Here is a 15,988-nt window from a genome sequence, read left to right as displayed (position 1 = left end):
AGACGTCCGACTACGCGGCGATGATCGAAGAGGTCCGGCCGCGGTGCGCCGCGCTGGAGCAGGTGGTGCTGCTGGGCTCGGACGAGTGGTCGGAGTTGATGGAGTCCGGGCGGGGCAAGGCGTTGCCGGAGGTCGGCCTGTCCGCCGACGACCCGATCAACATCCAGTACACCTCGGGCACGACGGGCTTCCCGAAGGGCGCGACCCTGTCGCACCACAACATCCTCAACAACGGCTTCTTCGTCGGCGAGCTGTGCCACTACACGGAAGCGGACCGGGTGTGCATCCCGGTGCCGTTCTACCACTGCTTCGGAATGGTGATGGGCAACCTCGCGGCCACCACGCACGGCGCGTGCATGGTGATCCCGGCGCCGTCGTTCGAGCCGAAGGCCACCCTGCAGGCGGTGGAGGCGGAGCGGTGCACGTCCCTGTACGGGGTGCCCACGATGTTCATCGCGGAGCTGGCCGAGCCCGGCTTCGAGGACTACGACCTGAGCAGCCTGCGAACCGGCATCATGGCGGGCTCGCCCTGCCCGGTCGAGGTGATGAAGCAGGTCATCGAGCGGATGGGCATGGCCGAGGTGTCCATTTGTTACGGCATGACGGAAACCTCGCCGGTGTCGACGCAGACCCGGTCGGACGACTCGATCGAGCGGCGGGTGTCGACGGTCGGACGGGTCGGGCCGCACCTGGAGGTCAAGATCGTCGACCCGGAGACCGGGCTGACGGTGCCGCGCGGCGAGCCGGGTGAGCTGTGCACCCGGGGCTACTCGGTGATGCTCGGATACTGGGACCAGCCGGACAAGACGGCCGAGGTGATCGACAAGGCGAGGTGGATGCACACCGGCGACCTCGGCGTGATGGACGACGAGGGCTACATCCAGATCACCGGGCGGATCAAGGACATGGTCATCCGCGGCGGCGAGAACATCTACCCCCGGGAGATCGAGGAGTTCCTCTACACGCACCCGGATGTGCTGGACGCGCAGGTGATCGGCGTCCCGGACCAGCGCTACGGCGAAGAGCTGATGGCGTGGATCCGGATGCGCGAGGGAGCCCAGCCACTGACGGCGGAGTCGCTGCGGGAGTTCTGCACGGGAAAGCTGGCGCACTACAAGATCCCGAAGTACGTGCACATCGTGGACGAATTCCCGATGACCGTGACCGGAAAGGTACGAAAGGTCGAGATGCGGGAAAAGGCACTGAAGATCCTCGACCTGGAATAGGAAAGGAAACCGCCACCCGGCAACGAAGGCGGCCCGACAAACCCACCCCAAAACCGCCACCCGGCAACGAAAGCAAGCCGACCAACCCAACCAGACCTCCCCCGCCCCCGATCCACAGCCGATCTTTAGTCGCCGATCAGGGTTGTCAAGGCACGCTTTCCCGCCTTGACAACCCTGCTCGGCGACTGAAACACAATCAGGCATCGGGGGCGGGGGAGGTCGCACCCAAGGCGACCTTCCGACGCGCCGCAAGGCGCACCGCCCGCAGGGCGGAAAAGATCAAAAGAGTCCTCGCCGGAAAGCCACCGGGATGACCACCCAGCTCGGGTGTTGTTCAAAGATCAGGCGCGTGTGCGGCGGATGGTCCTCATCACGAACATGACGACCAGCAGGACCACCAAGCCGCCGCCGGTGCCGGCCAGCGCCACGATCATCGGCGTCCAGTTCTTCGGCGACGCGTCCGGCAGCCCGGACGGCAACTGCCTGCCCGCCTCTGCGGCCAGGCCCTCCTCGGCGGGCACGATCGCGGTCAGCGCCGCCACCGGGTTGACCACGCCGAAACCGGTGAAGTTGTCGCGTCCGCCCTGCGCGCCGGGGTGCTGCGCGGTCACCCGGATGCGGTTCATGATCTGCCTGGCGTTCAGGTTCGGGTACTGCGCGGCCACCAGCGCCGCCACCCCGGCCACGTACGGCGCCGCGAAGCTCGTCCCCTGGATGGGCGTCGCCTTGTCGTTCTCGATCGTCTGGTTCGCCAGCTGCGACGAGCCCTTCGACGGGTCCAGCGAGATGATGTTCGTGCCCGGGGCGGCCACGCTCACCCACGGCCCGTGCACGCTGAACGGCGCCACCCCGCCGGTTTCGTCGATCGCCGCCACCGACAGCACGTCGTCGGAGAACCACGGGGGCGTCACGATCGACCGGGGCTTGTTCGGGTCGGCCTGGTCGTTCTGCGGGCACGTCTCGGACGTGTTGCCCGCCGCGGCGACGACCACCACGTTCCGATCCACGGCGTACCGCACCGCGGCCTGGATCGCCCGCTCGCCGTCGGTGATCGAGCCGTCCGCCGGCCGGCAGTTGTCCACCGACATGTTGATCACGTCGACGTTCAGGTTCACCGCGCGCACGATCGCCTGCGCCAGCGACAGCGTGGTGCCCGCGCCGTTCGCGTCGTTCTGCTGCCGTCCACCGGTCTGCTGGCCGCTGGTGCCGCCCGCGGAGTCCGGTTTGGAGTAGTTCTGACTGGACTGCCGGATCGACACGATCGTCGAATCGGGCGCGACGCCGGTGAACCCGATCTGGTCCTGCGGCGTCTGCGCGGCGATGATCCCGGCCACCTCGGTGCCGTGACCGTCGCAGTCGTTCAGGCCGTTGTCACCGGCCGAAACGTAGTCACCGCCGCCCTCCAGCCGGGGCAGGTACGGGTGCCGGGTCACGCCGGTGTCGATCACCGCGACCCGGATGCCGCCGCCCGCCGAACCGGTCTTGGCGCGGGCGAGCTGCTGGGCCTCCTCGATCTGGAGGTACTGCTGGCCCCACGGCTTCTCCCGCAGCACGACCTCCTTCTGCCCGAGGTCGCGCGTCACACAGGCGTTCTTCTGCTGGTAGTCGAAGCTGTTGCGGCCACCGTTGTCGCTCGGCAGGTAGCTGGCGACGAACGGCGGCGGCACCGCCCAGTACCCGTCGGAGCCGGTGCCGCCCGTCTGCGCCTGGGCCGTCCCGGTCGCCAGGACGCCGATCGACGCCGCCAGCAGGACGGTCGCCGTCCGGCCGGGCGCACCGAGTCTCCGCACGCGAGTTCCCCCTCGAATCATGCTCAGCCGAACGAGATGTGCCGCAGCGTGGCGTACAGGTCCATGACGGCCAGCGCGAGCGGCAGCACGGTGGCGATGCAGATCGCCTCGAAGATCTCGACGGTGCGGCGCAGCGGCGGCGAGAACCGCTGGTTGGGGAACACGACGCCGACCACCAGCGAACCCGCGCCGATGATCACCAGCGCGCCGAACACCCACAGCAGGCGGCCCATCGGTGTCTGCGTGCCCAGCCAGCCGATCAGGATGCCGGCGCCGGACACGATGCCGGTGGTCAGCAGCGCGACGGCCTGGCTGCCGTTGGCGTAGGAGCGGGCGCGCAGCAGCAGCACCATCGTCGCGACGGCGGCGGTGAGGATGCCCCACACGCCGGGCGCGGTCGCGGTGATGATCGCGGCGATCGCGGTCGCGCTGCCGCACCCGATCAGCAGGCCGGTCATGTAGTTGTGGGCGACGGCCGTGCGGCGCTCGATCTCGGCGTAGTCCGGGAACGTCGTGTCCTCTTTGAGCTCCTCCGCGGTGCCCGGCACGTGCGGCAGCGGCAGCTTGGCCAGCCAGATCGTCGCGCGCGGCAGCAGGGAGATCAGCGCCAGCGCGCCGGCCGCGGTGCCCGCGGCGATGCCGGCCGCCGGGTGCGCGATCAGGGTCGCGATGGTGAACGCGACTACCCCGATCACACCGGCCGTGGCGGCGGCGATGAACGTCGTGATGCCCGCGCCCATGATCATGATCGCGACCGCGGCCAGGATCACCACGAGCCCGCTGGCCAGCAGCAGGTTGGCCCGCACGGTCAGTCCGGGCACGGCGTAGAAACCGGCGACGAACGCGAACGGCAGCCCGCCCGCGGCGGCGATCACCACCCCGGTCGCCTCGGCCTGGTAGGCCTTCGCCAGCGTCGCGCCGACCGCGAGGCAGGCGATCGCGGCGACACCCGCGGTGAGCGCGGCGGCCAGGCCGTTTCCGCCGAACAGCGGGCCGCCGAAGAACAGGGCCACGGCCGCGGTGAACAGCGCCAGGCCGCCCGCGATGTGCCCGATGCGCCGCGCGGTCTCCTTGGTCCACGGCCGGAAGGTGTCCGGCTGGGCGTCGGCGATCGCGTCGACCACGTCGTCGTACAGCGGCGGCGGCGGGTTGTCGTTGCGCTTGCGCAGCTGCAGCAGGTCGCCGTCGACGATGCCCAGCGAGGCGAGCGTCCGGCTCGGGTCGAGCGGCGCGTCACCCAGCTTGGCCAGCGCCCAGCCGCCGTGGCGGGCGCCGCCGTCCGGCGAGGTCTCCCTGGCCATGTCGAGCAGCATCGGCATCAGGTCGGCGACCGCGACGTCGGCGGGCAGCGCCACGTCGATCCTGGTCCGGGGCGCGACCACCGTCACCCTGCTGAATACCGTCGTGCCCGTTGCCACTTGCCTGCCCCCTACCCGAGAGAATGCTGCGGGCTACTTATACCGAACGACCGTGTCCGCGGCAGCCGCTGCCCGTGAATTCCTGCCCAACGTGCACCCGCGGATCGTTCCGGACTGTCGGTGGGCGGTCCTAGTATTACTGCACCTGGCTCCGCCACGGGGGTGGATTCGGGCAATCGGTGCCGGGTTGGGCGGTCTCGGCCTCGGAAGAGGCCGTTGTTCGCTACCGTGTGGGCGCTGGAGGAGCAGGACGACTTGAAGAGGGGACCCTTCGGTGAGCACGCTGCAGTTCAAGAGGTCACCACGGCTTGCTGCGCCGCGCCCACCGGGTGGTGAGGTCCACCTCGAACCGCCGCCCGAGGTGCCCCGCACGATCCCGGGCAACGTCGTCCAGAAGATGATGCCCGTGGTCATGATCGTGGCCACCATGGGCATGGTCGTCGTCATGTTCACCACCGGCGGATCGGCGGCGCGCAGCCCGCTGACGCTGATGTTCCCGCTGATGATGCTCATGTCGATGGGCGGGATGTTCGCCGGCGGCGGCAAGAGCGGCGGGGCCAAGAAGGCCGAGATGAACGAGGACCGCAAGGACTACCTGCGGTACCTCGGGCAGATGCGTGAGCGGGCCCGCGAGGCGATGGCCGAGCAGCGCGCGTCGCTGGAGTGGGTGCACCCGGATCCGCAGGCGCTGTGGTCGCTGGCCGCGAGCCGCCGCATGTGGGAACGCCGCCAGAACGATCAGGACTTCCTGCACCTGCGCGTCGGGCGCAGCTCGCACCGGCTGGCGACGCGCCTGGTGCCGCCGCAGACCGGCCCGGTCGACGAGCTGGAGCCGATCGCCACGCTGGCGCTGCGCCGGTTCGTGCGCGCCCACTCGATCGTCCCCGACCTGCCCACCCAGATCACCCTGCGCGGGTTCGCAGCGGTGAGCCTGAGCGGCGACAAGGAGCTGACCCGCGGTCTGACCAGGGCGATGCTGGCCCAGCTGGTCACCTTCCACAGCTGTGACGACGTGCTGCTCGCGTTCGCCACCACCGGCCGCGCGAAGGCCGAGTGGGAGTGGGCGAAGTGGCTGCCGCACGTCCAGCACCCCGAGCTGGCCGACGGCATCGGCCAGCTGCGCATGATGGCCGGTTCGCTCGCGCAGATCGAGCAGTGGCTGGACGCGGAGCTGCGCGACCGCCCGCGGTTCTCGCGCAACGCGACGCCGTCGCCGGACCAGCCGCACATCGTGATCGTGCTGGACGACGCCGAGGTCACCCGCGAGGAGCAGATCATCCTCGAGGAGGGCCTGGTCGGCGTCACCCTGATCGACCTCTCCGACTCGCTGGGCAACCTCGCCGCGCGCCGCGGCCTGCGCCTGGTCGTGGAGAAGGAACGCGTCGGCGCGCGCAGCGGCGGCGGCATCGAGTGGTTCGGCAAGCCGGACACCCTCAGCGTCGTCGAGTGCGAGGCGCTGGCCCGCAAGCTCGCGCCGTACCGGGTCGGCAGCGCGGCGCAGGAGGCCAGCGAGGACGAGCCGCTGCTGTCCAACCCGACGCTGCTCGAGCTGCTCGGCATCCCGGGCGACCCGATGACGTTCGACGTGCAGCAGGCCTGGCGGCCGCGCCCGGTGCGCGACCGCTACCGCGTGCCGTTCGGGATCGGCGAGTTCGGGCAGGCCGTCGAGCTGGACATCAAGGAAGCCGCGATGGAGGGCATGGGCCCGCACGGCCTGTGCATCGGGGCGACCGGTTCCGGTAAGTCGGAGTTCCTGCGCACGCTGGTGCTCGGCCTGCTGGCCACGCACTCCAGCACGACGCTGAACATGATCCTGGTCGACTTCAAGGGTGGTGCGACGTTCCTCGGCCTGGACAAGGCCCCGCACGTCGCCGCGACGATCACCAACCTGGCCGGTGACCTGACGCTGGTCGACCGCATGAAGGACGCGATCGCGGGCGAGGTCGCGCGGCGACAGGAAGTGCTCGCGAAGGGCAACTACAAGAACGTCTGGGACTACGAGAAGGCCCGCGAGAACGGCGCCGACCTCGACCCGCTGCCCGCGCTGTTCATCTGCATCGACGAGTTCTCCGAGATGCTGACGGCCAAGCCGGACTTCATCGACATCTTCCTCCAGATCGGCCGCGTCGGCCGGTCGCTGCAGATGCACATGCTGCTCGCCTCGCAGCGGCTGGAGGAGGGCAAGCTGCGTGGTCTGGACACGTTCCTGTCCTACCGGATCGGTCTGAAGACGTTCTCCGCCGCGGAGTCCCGGGCCGCGATCGGCGTGCCGGACGCGTTCGAGCTGCCGTCGATCCCGGGTTCGGGGTACCTGAAGTACGACACGTCCACGATGGTCCGGTTCAAGGCGTCCTACGTGTCCGGTCCGTACCGGCCCGCCGGGATGCAGGCGGCCGGGCCGGTGGCCAACGTCGTGCGTGCGGACAAGCGGCCGCAGCTGTTCGTGCCCGACTTCGTGGAGCTGCCGCCGGAGCCCGAGCCGGAGCCGGTGCGCGTCGAGGCCGCGCCCCAGCCGCAGCAGGAGGAGGGCACCGAGCCGACCGAGCTCGAGGTCATCGTCGACCGCCTGATCGGCCAGGGGCCGCCCGCGCACGAGGTGTGGCTGCCGCCGCTCGACGAGTCGAACTCGCTGGACACGCTGCTGCCGAACCTCAACCCGACGGACGACCGCGGTCTGTCGCCGGTGGGCTTCTTCGGCAACGGCAAGCTGCAGGTGCCGATCGGCATCGTCGACCGGCCGTTCGAGCAGCGGCGCGACCCGCTGTGGGCGGACTTCTCCGGCGCGGCCGGCCACGGTGTGATCGTCGGCGGTCCGCAGTCGGGCAAGTCGACCCTGCTGCGCACGCTGATCATGTCGCTGTCGCTGGCCAACACGCCGGAGGAGGCGCAGTTCTACTGCATCGACCTCGGTGGTGGCACGCTCGCCGGCCTCTCCGACCTGCCGCACGTCGGTGGTGTCGCGGTGGCCCGGCGCGAGCCGGACAAGGCCCGCCGCATCGTGGCCGAGCTGAACGCGCTCGCCAACGAGCGGGAAGGCCTGTTCGGGCAGCTGGGCATCGACTCGATGGCCGACTTCCGCAACCGCAAGCGGCGCGGCGAGATCACCCCGGAGCAGGACCCGTTCGGCGACGCGTTCCTGATCGTCGACGGCTGGCGCGCCCTGCGCGACGACTTCGAGGAGCTGGAGCCGCAGATCACCGCGCTGGCCCAGCGCGGCCTGGCCTACGGCGTGCACGTGATCATCTCCGCGAACCGGTGGGCGGACATCCGCCCGGCCATCAAGGACATGCTGGGCACGCGGTTCGAGCTGCGGCTCGGTGACCCGAGCGAATCCGACATCGACCGCCGGACCGCGGTGAACGTGCCCGAGGGCCGTCCCGGCCGCGGCCTGACCCGCGACCGGCTGCACATGCTGATCGGCCTGCCGCGGATCGACGGGTCGAGCGACCCGGAGACGATCGGCGCCGGCGTCGCGGACGCGGTCGCGAAGATCAAGGCGGCCTGGCCGGGCCGCCCGGCGCCGCAGGTGCGGCTGCTGCCGGAGATGGTGTCCTACGAGGACGTGCTGTCGATGGACAAGCAGCGGCACACCAAGCTCATCCCGATCGGCATCAACGAGGACGAGCTGGCGCCGGTCTACCTGGACTTCGACGCCGACCCGCACTTCATCGCCTTCGCCGACGGCGAGTCCGGCAAGACGAACCTGCTGCGGCAGATCACGCGCGGGATCACCGAGCGGTACACGGCGAAGGAAGCGGTCATCGTGCTGGTGGACTACCGGCGCACGATGCTCGGGTTCGTGGAGGGCAACCACCTGCTCGGCTACGCGGTGTCGGCCAACCAGCTCGACGGCATGGTCAAGGACATCGTGGGGTCGATGACCCGGCGGCTGCCCGGGCCGGACGTCACGCAGGAGCAGCTGCGCAACCGGTCCTGGTGGAAGGGCCCGGAGCTGTTCATCGTGGTCGACGACTACGACCTGGTGGCCACGCAGACGTCCAACCCGCTCAAGCCGTTGTCGGAGTTCCTGGCCCAGGCCAAGGACGTCGGCCTGCACATGGTCGTGGTGCGCCGCACGGGTGGCGCGTCGCGGGCGGCCTACGACCCGATCATCGGCAAGCTGAAGGAGATCGCGGCGCCGGGCATCGTGATGAACGGCAGCAAGGACGAGGGCCAGCTGCTGGGCAACGTCAAGCCGTCCGCGATGCCGCCGGGCCGTGGTGTGCTGGTGAGCCGCAAGGTCGGCAAGCAGTTGATGCAGGTGTCGTGGATCCAGCCGGACTGATCAGGACCGTCCACATCGGAGCGGGGGCACCAGGGCCGTGGCGCGGCTCTGGTGCCGTTTCGCGGGGGCGCCTCGTGACCTTGCGCGTCGCAGTGGACTTCGGGACGTCGAGCACGTGCGTGGTGGCCGCGCTGAACGGGCGGCCGCCGCAGGTGGTCGTCGTGGACGGGCAGCCGCTCATGTCCTCGGCCGTGTACGCGGCGGCCGACGGCACGCTGTTCGTCGGGCAGGAGGCCGACCGGCAGGCCGCGATGGACCCGTCGCGCTACGAGCCGAACCCGAAGCGCCGCATCGACGAGGGCGAGCTGCTGCTCGGCGACCGCGTCCTGCGGGTCACCGACGTCGTGCGGGCGGTGCTGGAACGAGCCGTCACCGAGGCGCGCCGCCTCGCCAGCAACGCCGAGGTCGGGCTGCTCGTGCTGACCCACCCGGCCGACTGGGGCGCGGTCCGCACCCGGCTGCTGCGCCAGGCCGCGAGCGGTCTGGCCCGCGAGGTCACGCTCGTGCCCGAACCGGTCGCGGCCGCGGTGTTCCACGCCGCCACCTTCGCGCCCGAGGAGATCAACTCCGACCGCACGGTGGAGATCAGCAACCGTCCCGGCGCGACACTGGCCGTGCTCGACCTCGGCGGCGGCACAGTGGACGTGAGCGTCGTGAGCCGGGTGCCCGGCCACCGCGGCGGGTTCCAGGTCCTGGCCACCCGGGGCGACCCGAGCTTCGGCGGCGCCGACGTCGACCAGTTGCTGCTGGAGCACGTCGGCAGCCTGGTGTCCTCGGCGGACCCGGACGCGTGGCGCCAGCTCGTCGAGGGCCGCGAGCTGACCGACCGGCGCCGTCGCCGCGTGCTGCGCCAGGACGTGCGTGGCGCCAAGGAAACGTTGTCCCGGCACGCCTACACCGACGTGCCGATGCCGCCGCCGTTCGCCGACGCGCACGTGACGCGCGAGGACCTGGAGCGCCTGGTCGCCGCGCCGCTGGGCCGCGCGGTCGAGCTCACCTGCGCCGCGATCGAGGAGGCCGAGCTGCGCCCGAAGCAGCTCAGCGCGATCTTCCTGGTCGGCGGGTCGAGCCGGATCCCGATGATCTCGCGGCTTGTCCACGAGCGCACCGGCGTGGTTCCGACCACTCTGGACCAGCCGGAGACGGTGGTCGCGCGTGGCGCGCTGCTCGCGGTCCAGAAGGCGCCCGCGGCGCCGCCGCCGCGCGTGCCCGCCCGGCAGCTCGCCGACCAGCGCACCGAGGTCGTGCGCAACCCGAACGCGCCCCGCCCGGGGTTCTCGCCGCGGCCGCCGACACCGCCCGGCGGGTTCAGCGGTCCGGCCGTGCCGCGCCACGCGCCGCAGGGCGTGCGCCGCCCGCCGCCTGGGCCGCCGCGCCCCGCCCACCACGGCTCCGGCCCGGGTTCGCCGCCGCGCGGGATTCCCGCGCCACCGGCGCGGAAGAAGCCGAAGCTGCCGTGGATCATCGGCGGCGCGGCCGTGCTGGTCGTCGCCGCGGTGGCCGGGCTGGTGCTGGTGCTGACCGCGGACGGGGAGCCGGAACCGCCGCCGGGGAAGGTCGTCGCGCAGTACCACTACCAGTTCACCGCGCCGCAGGACTGGACGCAGACCGGTGGCTCGCCGGACCTGCGGGAGACGCTGATCAAACCGGACGACGCGCAGCAGCAGTTCGACTCGGTGTCGGTCCAGGAGCACCCGCTGTCCTACGACGCGTCGGCCGATCCCGGCCGGCTCGTCAGTGAGTTGCGCTCGCAAATCGAAGCGGCGCCGGCGCAGTACTCCGGGTTCAACCCGGAAGCCACCTACGCCGGCCGGAAAGTGGTCTTCTACCACCAGGTCCTGCCCGGCCAGAACGCGTCGATCGACTGGTACGCGCTCGCGCAGGGGAACGTCCAGGTGAACGTCGGATGCGTGTACGCGAACGAAAACGCGCGTGAGCGGGTGAACGCCGCGTGCACGCAGGTGATCCGGACGCTCAACATCAGCGCGTGAAAACCCGTTCGGGTGAGCGCGGCATTCACACGCGCAACTACTTCCGCGAACGGCGGGACAAGGCGGAACCGGCCATGGCAAGGTCATCGTCGTAGGTCCGTAAGGCGGTTGGGATCGTTACGGACAACACCACGACGAAGGGGGTAGTTCCTCATGGCAGGCGGCTTTGAAGGGGATCCGGCAGAATTCGCGGCCGCGCACCTGAAGGTGTCCGAGGCCAAGCTGGCGATGGACCAGAACCTGATGCAGCTGGCCAACAACATCGAGGCCACGCAGGCGGGCTGGACCGGTCCGGCGGCCAAGGTGTTCCAGGACGTCATGGACGCGTTCGCCCAGAAGTCGGCGAAGCTGAACGACGCGCTCGAGCACATCGGCGAGATGCTCAAGTCCTCCGGTGTCCAGTACGAGGTGCAGGACCAGGAAGTCAACCAGCAGCTGAGCTCGCTCCAGGCCGCTCTCGAAGGCCTGTGATCGCGGCCTGAGCGCCGTCACCACACCTGACTTCCAGACCAGAAAGGACAATCATGTCGGGCCCGATGAAGGTCGATTACGCCACCATCCACCAGGCCGCCACGGACTGCAACAAGACCGGCGGCGAGCTGGAGAACCTCTTCACCCAGCTGAAGTCGGACCTCGCTCCGCTGACCAACAGCTGGACCGGTGACGCGCAGCAGGCGTGGCACGACCGGCAGGAGGAGTGGAACCGCGCGCTGGAGGACATGAAGGGTCTCCTCGCCCGCATCGCCACCGCGCTGCCGCAGATCGCGGACGGCTACCAGTCCACCGACACCGGCATCACCAAGATGTTCGGCGGCTGAGTATTTCCCGAAAAAGGGCCCCGGCGTGCGCCGGGGCCCTTTTTCCGTTGGTCAGCGCGGCATTCCGACTTCGTACTGCGCCTGGTCGTTGAGCACGCGGACGGTGACCTTTTTCGGTTGTCCCGCAACGGTCACCGTGCATTCGAACGTGGTGCCCGTGCGGACCGGCTGGTCATCGGGGCACTGGGCGTTCTTGACGTCCCCCTCGCCGAAGTCCTCGCGGAGGATCTTGACGACGCCGTCCTGGACCGCGGCCTGGTCGAGGGTGTCCCCCTGGAACGCGCCGAGCAGCCAGGCGCCGACGCCACCCCCGCCGAGCAGCACGACCACCGCGGCGCCGATCAGGAACGGCTTCTTGGAGCGCTTGGGCTTCTGCTCGCCGAACGCGCCGAACCCCCCGTAGCTCGGCTGCCACTGCCCGCCCTGCTGCGGCTGAGGTCCGGCCCCCGGGCCGGGGGCAGGTTGGTGCTGCGCCTGGCCGGGCTGCTGGTTCCACCCCTGGCCCGGCGGCACCTGGCCGGTTTGGTGCTGGCCCCAGGGTTGGGGGACCGGTCCGCTGGCGGGATTCTGCTGGCTGGGCTGGCCCCAAGATGCGGCAGGGCCGTTCGCCGCACCGGTCTGGTCGGCTGCCTGTTGCCTCCACGGTTGGGGGACCGGTCCGCTGGCGGGGTTCTGCTGGCTGGGCTGGCCCCAGGGTGCGGAAGCGCCCGCTTGGTCAGCGGGCTGCTGGCCCCACTGCGGCGGAACCGGCCCGCCGGCCGGGCCCTGCTGTCCCCAGGACTGGGGGACCGGTCCGCTGGCGGGATTCTGCTGTCCTGGCTGCCACCCCGGCTGTTGCGGCTGGTTCACGCCATTCACCTGCCCTGCCCCTGGATGTCGTCCATCCGGGCGTAGAAATCAGCCACCGCTGCGCTGTCCGCCAGTACCGTGACCTGCGACGGGTCCGGGATCTTCGGCAGGTCGACCTCGGACGGCGTGCCGTCGAGCCGGTAGTGGTAGTCGATCTCCAGCTCGTGCCCGTTGCCGGTGATCTTGCCGGTCATCTCGATCTCGGTCAGCTTGCCCCGCGGGTCCAGCACGACGCGCGTCTGCAGCGTCTGAGCCTTCATCTCGGCCGTCAGCTCGGCGCTGATCGCGGCGGGGAAGGTCACCACGTCGTTGTCGATGAACGCGGTCAGGGTCACCTCGGCCATCAGCTCGACGCTGCCGTCGGGCTTGCTGTTGGCGCGCTTCGCGCCGTGGCCGCCCTCCACCGAGTCCTGCACGGCGCCGAGCATCTTGCAGACCGTCTGCGCGCCCTCCCAGTAGCACTCGTTGTACTGGCCCGACGTGTACGGCATCTGCACCCACGGCGTCGGCGCGAGGCTCGCGTACACGGGCCCGAGCAGCATGTACTCGACCGGGCTGTTGGCCGGGTGGTAGACGTCCAGGTACTCGTTCGAGTCGAGGTTCGAGTGGTTGCGGCTCAGCCGCGCGGGCGGGTGCCCCAGCTGGACGGCGCTGATCGTCGCGTTCAGGCGCCGCTCGTCGAAGCGAACCACCTGGTCCAGCCGGGTCTTCCTGGTCTCGTTGGCGCTGAACTGGTCGGACAGCTTGTTGAGCGTGTCGTCGAACTTCGCGCTCACGTACGCGGCGGCGTCCTCGCCGTCGGGCACGGGGGTCCCCGCCTTGGCACTGCCGCACCCGGCGAGCAGGGCCACCGTGGCGAGCACCGCGGTGAACCTCGGTAGGCTGGATCTCGTTCGCGCGGACACGCCGGTGGCCCCCTCCAGGCGGAAAACCGTGTTCTCGACTGCGCGCAACCCTAGTATGTAAGCCGGGGACACCCCGCCTTCAAGGTCGCCGAACCCGGCGGGTATCTTTATATGTCGTTGTGCGTGCAGCAAGCGTTCGCGCTGGGTACGCACTCGACCCCAAACGCACCGTTGACCACGAGGTAAACCCTTGCCCACGTACAGCCCTAAGCCTGGCGATGTCACCCGTGCCTGGCATGTGATCGATGCCGAGGATGTCGTGCTCGGCCGGCTCGCGACCGAGGTCGCCACGCTGCTGCGCGGCAAGCACAAGCCCACGTATGCACCACACGTGGACACCGGTGACTTCGTCATCATCGTCAACGCCGAGAAGGTCCGCCTGACCGGTAACAAGCGCGACCAGAAGTTCGCGTACCGGCACAGCGGCTACCCGGGCGGTCTGCGCAAGCGCTCGTTCGGCGAGCTGCTCGACACCCGGCCCGACCGGCTGCTGGAGAAGGTCGTCAAGGGCATGCTGCCGAAGAACAAGCTCGGCCGCGCCCAGGCGAAGAAGCTGAAGGTCTACGCAGGCCCGCAGCACCCGCACGCTGCGCAGCAGCCGCAGCCGTTCGAGATCACCAAGATCGCGCAGGTCGCCAAGTGAGTGAGGAAGTGTCTGTGACCAGCACGGAGACCGAGACCGAGGCCCCCGAGGCCACCGAGGCGGTCGTGACCAGCGAGACGCCGGCCGCGCCGCGGCCGTCCCGCGCTGCCGGTGGCTCCGCCCAGACCGTCGGCCGTCGCAAGGAGGCCGTCGTCCGCGTGCGGCTCGTCCCCGGCACCGGCAAGTTCAAGCTCAACGGGCGCAGCCTGGAGGAGTACTTCCCGAACAAGGTGCACCAGCAGCTCATCCGCGAGCCCCTGGTGACCGTCGAGAAGCCGGACTCGTTCGACATCTTCGGCAACCTGACCGGTGGCGGCATCTCGGGCCAGGCGGGCGCGCTGCGCCTCGCGATCGCCCGCGCCCTGGTCGAGGTCGACGCCGACGACCGCCCCGCGCTGAAGAAGGCCGGGTTCCTGACCCGCGACGCGCGCGCGACCGAGCGCAAGAAGTACGGCCTCAAGAAGGCCCGCAAGGCTCCGCAGTACAGCAAGCGCTGACCTGCGCCAGTCCGACGCGAAGGCGCCCATCCGGTTCCGGGTGGGCGCCTTCGTCGTTCCTGCCCAGGTGACACACAGGCTGGATATGTAACGTGCGAAAACGGCGTTCTTCCAGCGGAACGTACCCTGGCGACGATGTTCCGGGGGAGCGTTACCGTCGAACCGGGGGACGCTAGGTTGTCGGGGTTGCACGGCTCGAGGAGAGGATGAGATGGCTCGCCTTTTCGGCACCGACGGGGTACGAGGCCTCGCCAACGGGGAGCTGACCCCGGAGCTGGCGCTGTCCGTGGCGGCCAGCGCGGCCCGCGTGCTCGCCGCGCACGACCGCTCGCACCGTCCGGTCGCGGTCGTCGGGCGTGACCCCCGGGCCAGCGGCGAGATGCTGGAGGCCGCCGTCGTGGCCGGCCTCGCGTCGGCGGGCGCGGACGTCCTGCGTGTGGGCGTCCAGCCGACTCCCGCGGTCGCCCACCTGGTCGGCGCGCTCGAAGCCGACCTCGGCGTGATGATCTCCGCGTCCCACAACCCCATGCCGGACAACGGCATCAAGCTCTTCGCCTCCGGCGGGCACAAGCTCCCGGACGGCATCGAGGACGAGATCGAGGCGGGCCTGACCGGTGACGGCCCCCGCCCCACCGGCGCGGAGATCGGCCGGGTCAGCGACGTCGACGACGCCCTCGAGCGCTACACGAACCACCTGCTCGCGGTCACCCCGCACCCGCTGACCGGCCTGCGGATCGTCGTCGACTGCGCCAACGGCGCGGCCTCGTTCGCCGCGCCCGAGGTCTACCGCAAGGCAGGCGCCGAGGTCATCGCCATCCACGCGGAGCCGGACGGCATCAACATCAACGAGGGCTGCGGCTCGACCCACCCGGAGAAGCTCCAGGCGATGGTGGTCGAGCACGGCGCCGACCTGGGCATCGCCCACGACGGCGACGCCGACCGCTGCCTCGCCGTGGACGCCTCCGGTGAACTGGTGGACGGCGACCAGATCATGGCGATCCTGGCGCTCGCGATGGCCGAGGCCGGGGAGCTGACCCACGACACCCTCGTCGCGACCGTGATGAGCAACCTCGGCCTGCACCTGGCGATGCGCGACCACCAGGTCAACCTGCGCACGACGGCCGTCGGCGACCGGTACGTGCTGGAGGAGTTGCGCGCGGGCGGGTACGCGCTGGGCGGCGAGCAGTCCGGCCACGTGGTGTTCCCGGCGCTCGCCACCACCGGCGACGGCCTGCTCACCGCGCTGCGGGTGATGAGCCGCGTCGCGTCGACCGGCAAGCCGCTGGCCGAGCTGGCCGGGGTGATGCGCAAGCTGCCCCAGGTGCTGGTCAACGTACGGGTCTCGGACAAGGCGACGGTCGCGAAGTCCGACGTCGTGCGCGAAGCGGTCGAGGCCGTGGAGGCCGAGCTGGGCGACGAGGGCCGCGTCCTGCTGCGCCCGTCCGGCACCGAGCAGCTGGTGCGGGTGATGGTCGAGGCGCCGGCGCAGGAGACCGCCCAGGCCGCCGCGGACCGCCTCGCCGGAGTCGTTTCGTCCGTCTCCTGAACCGACTGCGGATTGTCGTA

Annotated in this window: 12 protein-coding genes; 8 read left to right on the top strand and 4 right to left on the bottom strand. The window is 70.4% G+C overall.

All coding sequences use genetic code 11. The features are described 5' to 3' along the window. On the top strand, nt 1–1,226 hold a 1,226-nt coding region (locus AMYTH_RS45710), incomplete at its 5' end, for an AMP-binding protein (protein ID WP_037322675.1). 341 nt (nt 1,227–1,567) lie between these two features. On the opposite strand, the gene mycP is transcribed toward AMYTH_RS45710, so the two are convergent. Next, nucleotides 1,568–3,016 (bottom strand): type VII secretion-associated serine protease mycosin, encoded by a 1,449-nt coding sequence (gene mycP / locus AMYTH_RS0125150; RefSeq protein WP_027932616.1) that lies wholly within the window; start codon nt 3,014–3,016, stop codon nt 1,568–1,570. Nucleotides 3,017–3,039: 23 nt separating this feature from the next. After that, nucleotides 3,040–4,404, bottom strand: a complete 1,365-nt coding sequence (gene eccD / locus AMYTH_RS0125145; RefSeq protein WP_027932615.1) for a type VII secretion integral membrane protein EccD — start codon at nt 4,402–4,404, stop codon at nt 3,040–3,042. Between the two features lie 304 nt (nt 4,405–4,708). Between eccD and AMYTH_RS0125140 the strand changes: the two genes are divergently transcribed. The 4 genes from AMYTH_RS0125140 (at nt 4,709) to AMYTH_RS0125125 (ending at nt 11,528) form a co-directional block, all read left to right on the top strand. Then, nucleotides 4,709–8,719, top strand: coding sequence for a type VII secretion protein EccC (locus AMYTH_RS0125140; protein WP_027932614.1), 4,011 nt, complete (start codon nt 4,709–4,711; stop codon nt 8,717–8,719). A 74-nt stretch (nt 8,720–8,793) separates the two neighbouring features. Continuing rightward, complete coding sequence (locus tag AMYTH_RS0125135) at nt 8,794–10,710, top strand: type VII secretion-associated protein (protein ID WP_027932613.1); 1,917 nt, start codon at nt 8,794–8,796, stop codon at nt 10,708–10,710. 153 nt (nt 10,711–10,863) lie between these two features. After that, nucleotides 10,864–11,181 carry a WXG100 family type VII secretion target gene (locus tag AMYTH_RS0125130; protein ID WP_017986646.1) on the top strand — a complete coding sequence of 106 codons (318 nt, stop codon included), beginning with the start codon at nt 10,864–10,866 and terminating at the stop codon, nt 11,179–11,181. Between the two features lie 65 nt (nt 11,182–11,246). Next, nucleotides 11,247–11,528 (top strand): WXG100 family type VII secretion target, encoded by a 282-nt coding sequence (locus AMYTH_RS0125125; protein WP_017986647.1) that lies wholly within the window; start codon nt 11,247–11,249, stop codon nt 11,526–11,528. A gap of 51 nt (nt 11,529–11,579) precedes the next feature. Here the strand turns inward: AMYTH_RS0125125 and AMYTH_RS51075 are convergent, their stop codons facing one another. Continuing rightward, the gene (locus AMYTH_RS51075) at nt 11,580–12,041 is read right to left on the bottom strand and encodes a DUF4333 domain-containing protein (protein WP_037322672.1); all 462 of its coding nucleotides are present in this window, start codon (nt 12,039–12,041) and stop codon (nt 11,580–11,582) included. A gap of 341 nt (nt 12,042–12,382) precedes the next feature. Further along, on the bottom strand, nt 12,383–13,240 hold the full coding sequence (locus AMYTH_RS0125115) for a hypothetical protein (RefSeq protein WP_027932611.1): 858 nt from the start codon (nt 13,238–13,240) through the stop codon (nt 12,383–12,385). A 232-nt stretch (nt 13,241–13,472) separates the two neighbouring features. Between AMYTH_RS0125115 and rplM the strand changes: the two genes are divergently transcribed. The 3 genes from rplM to glmM all read left to right on the top strand — a co-directional run bounded on the left by rplM (nt 13,473) and on the right by glmM (nt 15,968). Then, complete coding sequence (gene rplM / locus AMYTH_RS0125110; protein WP_020420002.1) at nt 13,473–13,925, top strand: 50S ribosomal protein L13; 453 nt, start codon at nt 13,473–13,475, stop codon at nt 13,923–13,925. Between the two features lie 14 nt (nt 13,926–13,939). Further along, the gene (gene rpsI, locus AMYTH_RS0125105) at nt 13,940–14,422 is read left to right on the top strand and encodes a 30S ribosomal protein S9 (protein WP_017986651.1); all 483 of its coding nucleotides are present in this window, start codon (nt 13,940–13,942) and stop codon (nt 14,420–14,422) included. A 211-nt stretch (nt 14,423–14,633) separates the two neighbouring features. Beyond that, nucleotides 14,634–15,968, top strand: coding sequence for a phosphoglucosamine mutase (gene glmM, locus AMYTH_RS0125100; protein ID WP_027932609.1), 1,335 nt, complete (start codon nt 14,634–14,636; stop codon nt 15,966–15,968). Nucleotides 15,969–15,988: the final 20 nt, after the last annotated feature.

It is taken from the genome of Amycolatopsis thermoflava N1165 (assembly GCF_000473265.1).
GTDB classification, from domain to species: domain Bacteria; phylum Actinomycetota; class Actinomycetes; order Mycobacteriales; family Pseudonocardiaceae; genus Amycolatopsis_E; species Amycolatopsis_E thermoflava.
Note: the sequence above shows the minus strand (reverse complement) of the source record. Positions and strands in the feature narration are given on the sequence as shown.

Bases quoted from the DNA above. Each gene is read 5' to 3' on its own strand.
- glmM (WP_027932609.1), top strand. From the start codon at position 14,634: ATGGCTCGCCTTTTCGGCACCGACGGGGTACGAGGCCTCGCCAACGGG.
- AMYTH_RS0125125 (WP_017986647.1), top strand. From the start codon at position 11,247: ATGAAGGTCGATTACGCCACCATCCACCAGGCCGCCACGGACTGCAAC.
- AMYTH_RS0125130 (WP_017986646.1), top strand. From the start codon at position 10,864: ATGGCAGGCGGCTTTGAAGGGGATCCGGCAGAATTCGCGGCCGCGCAC.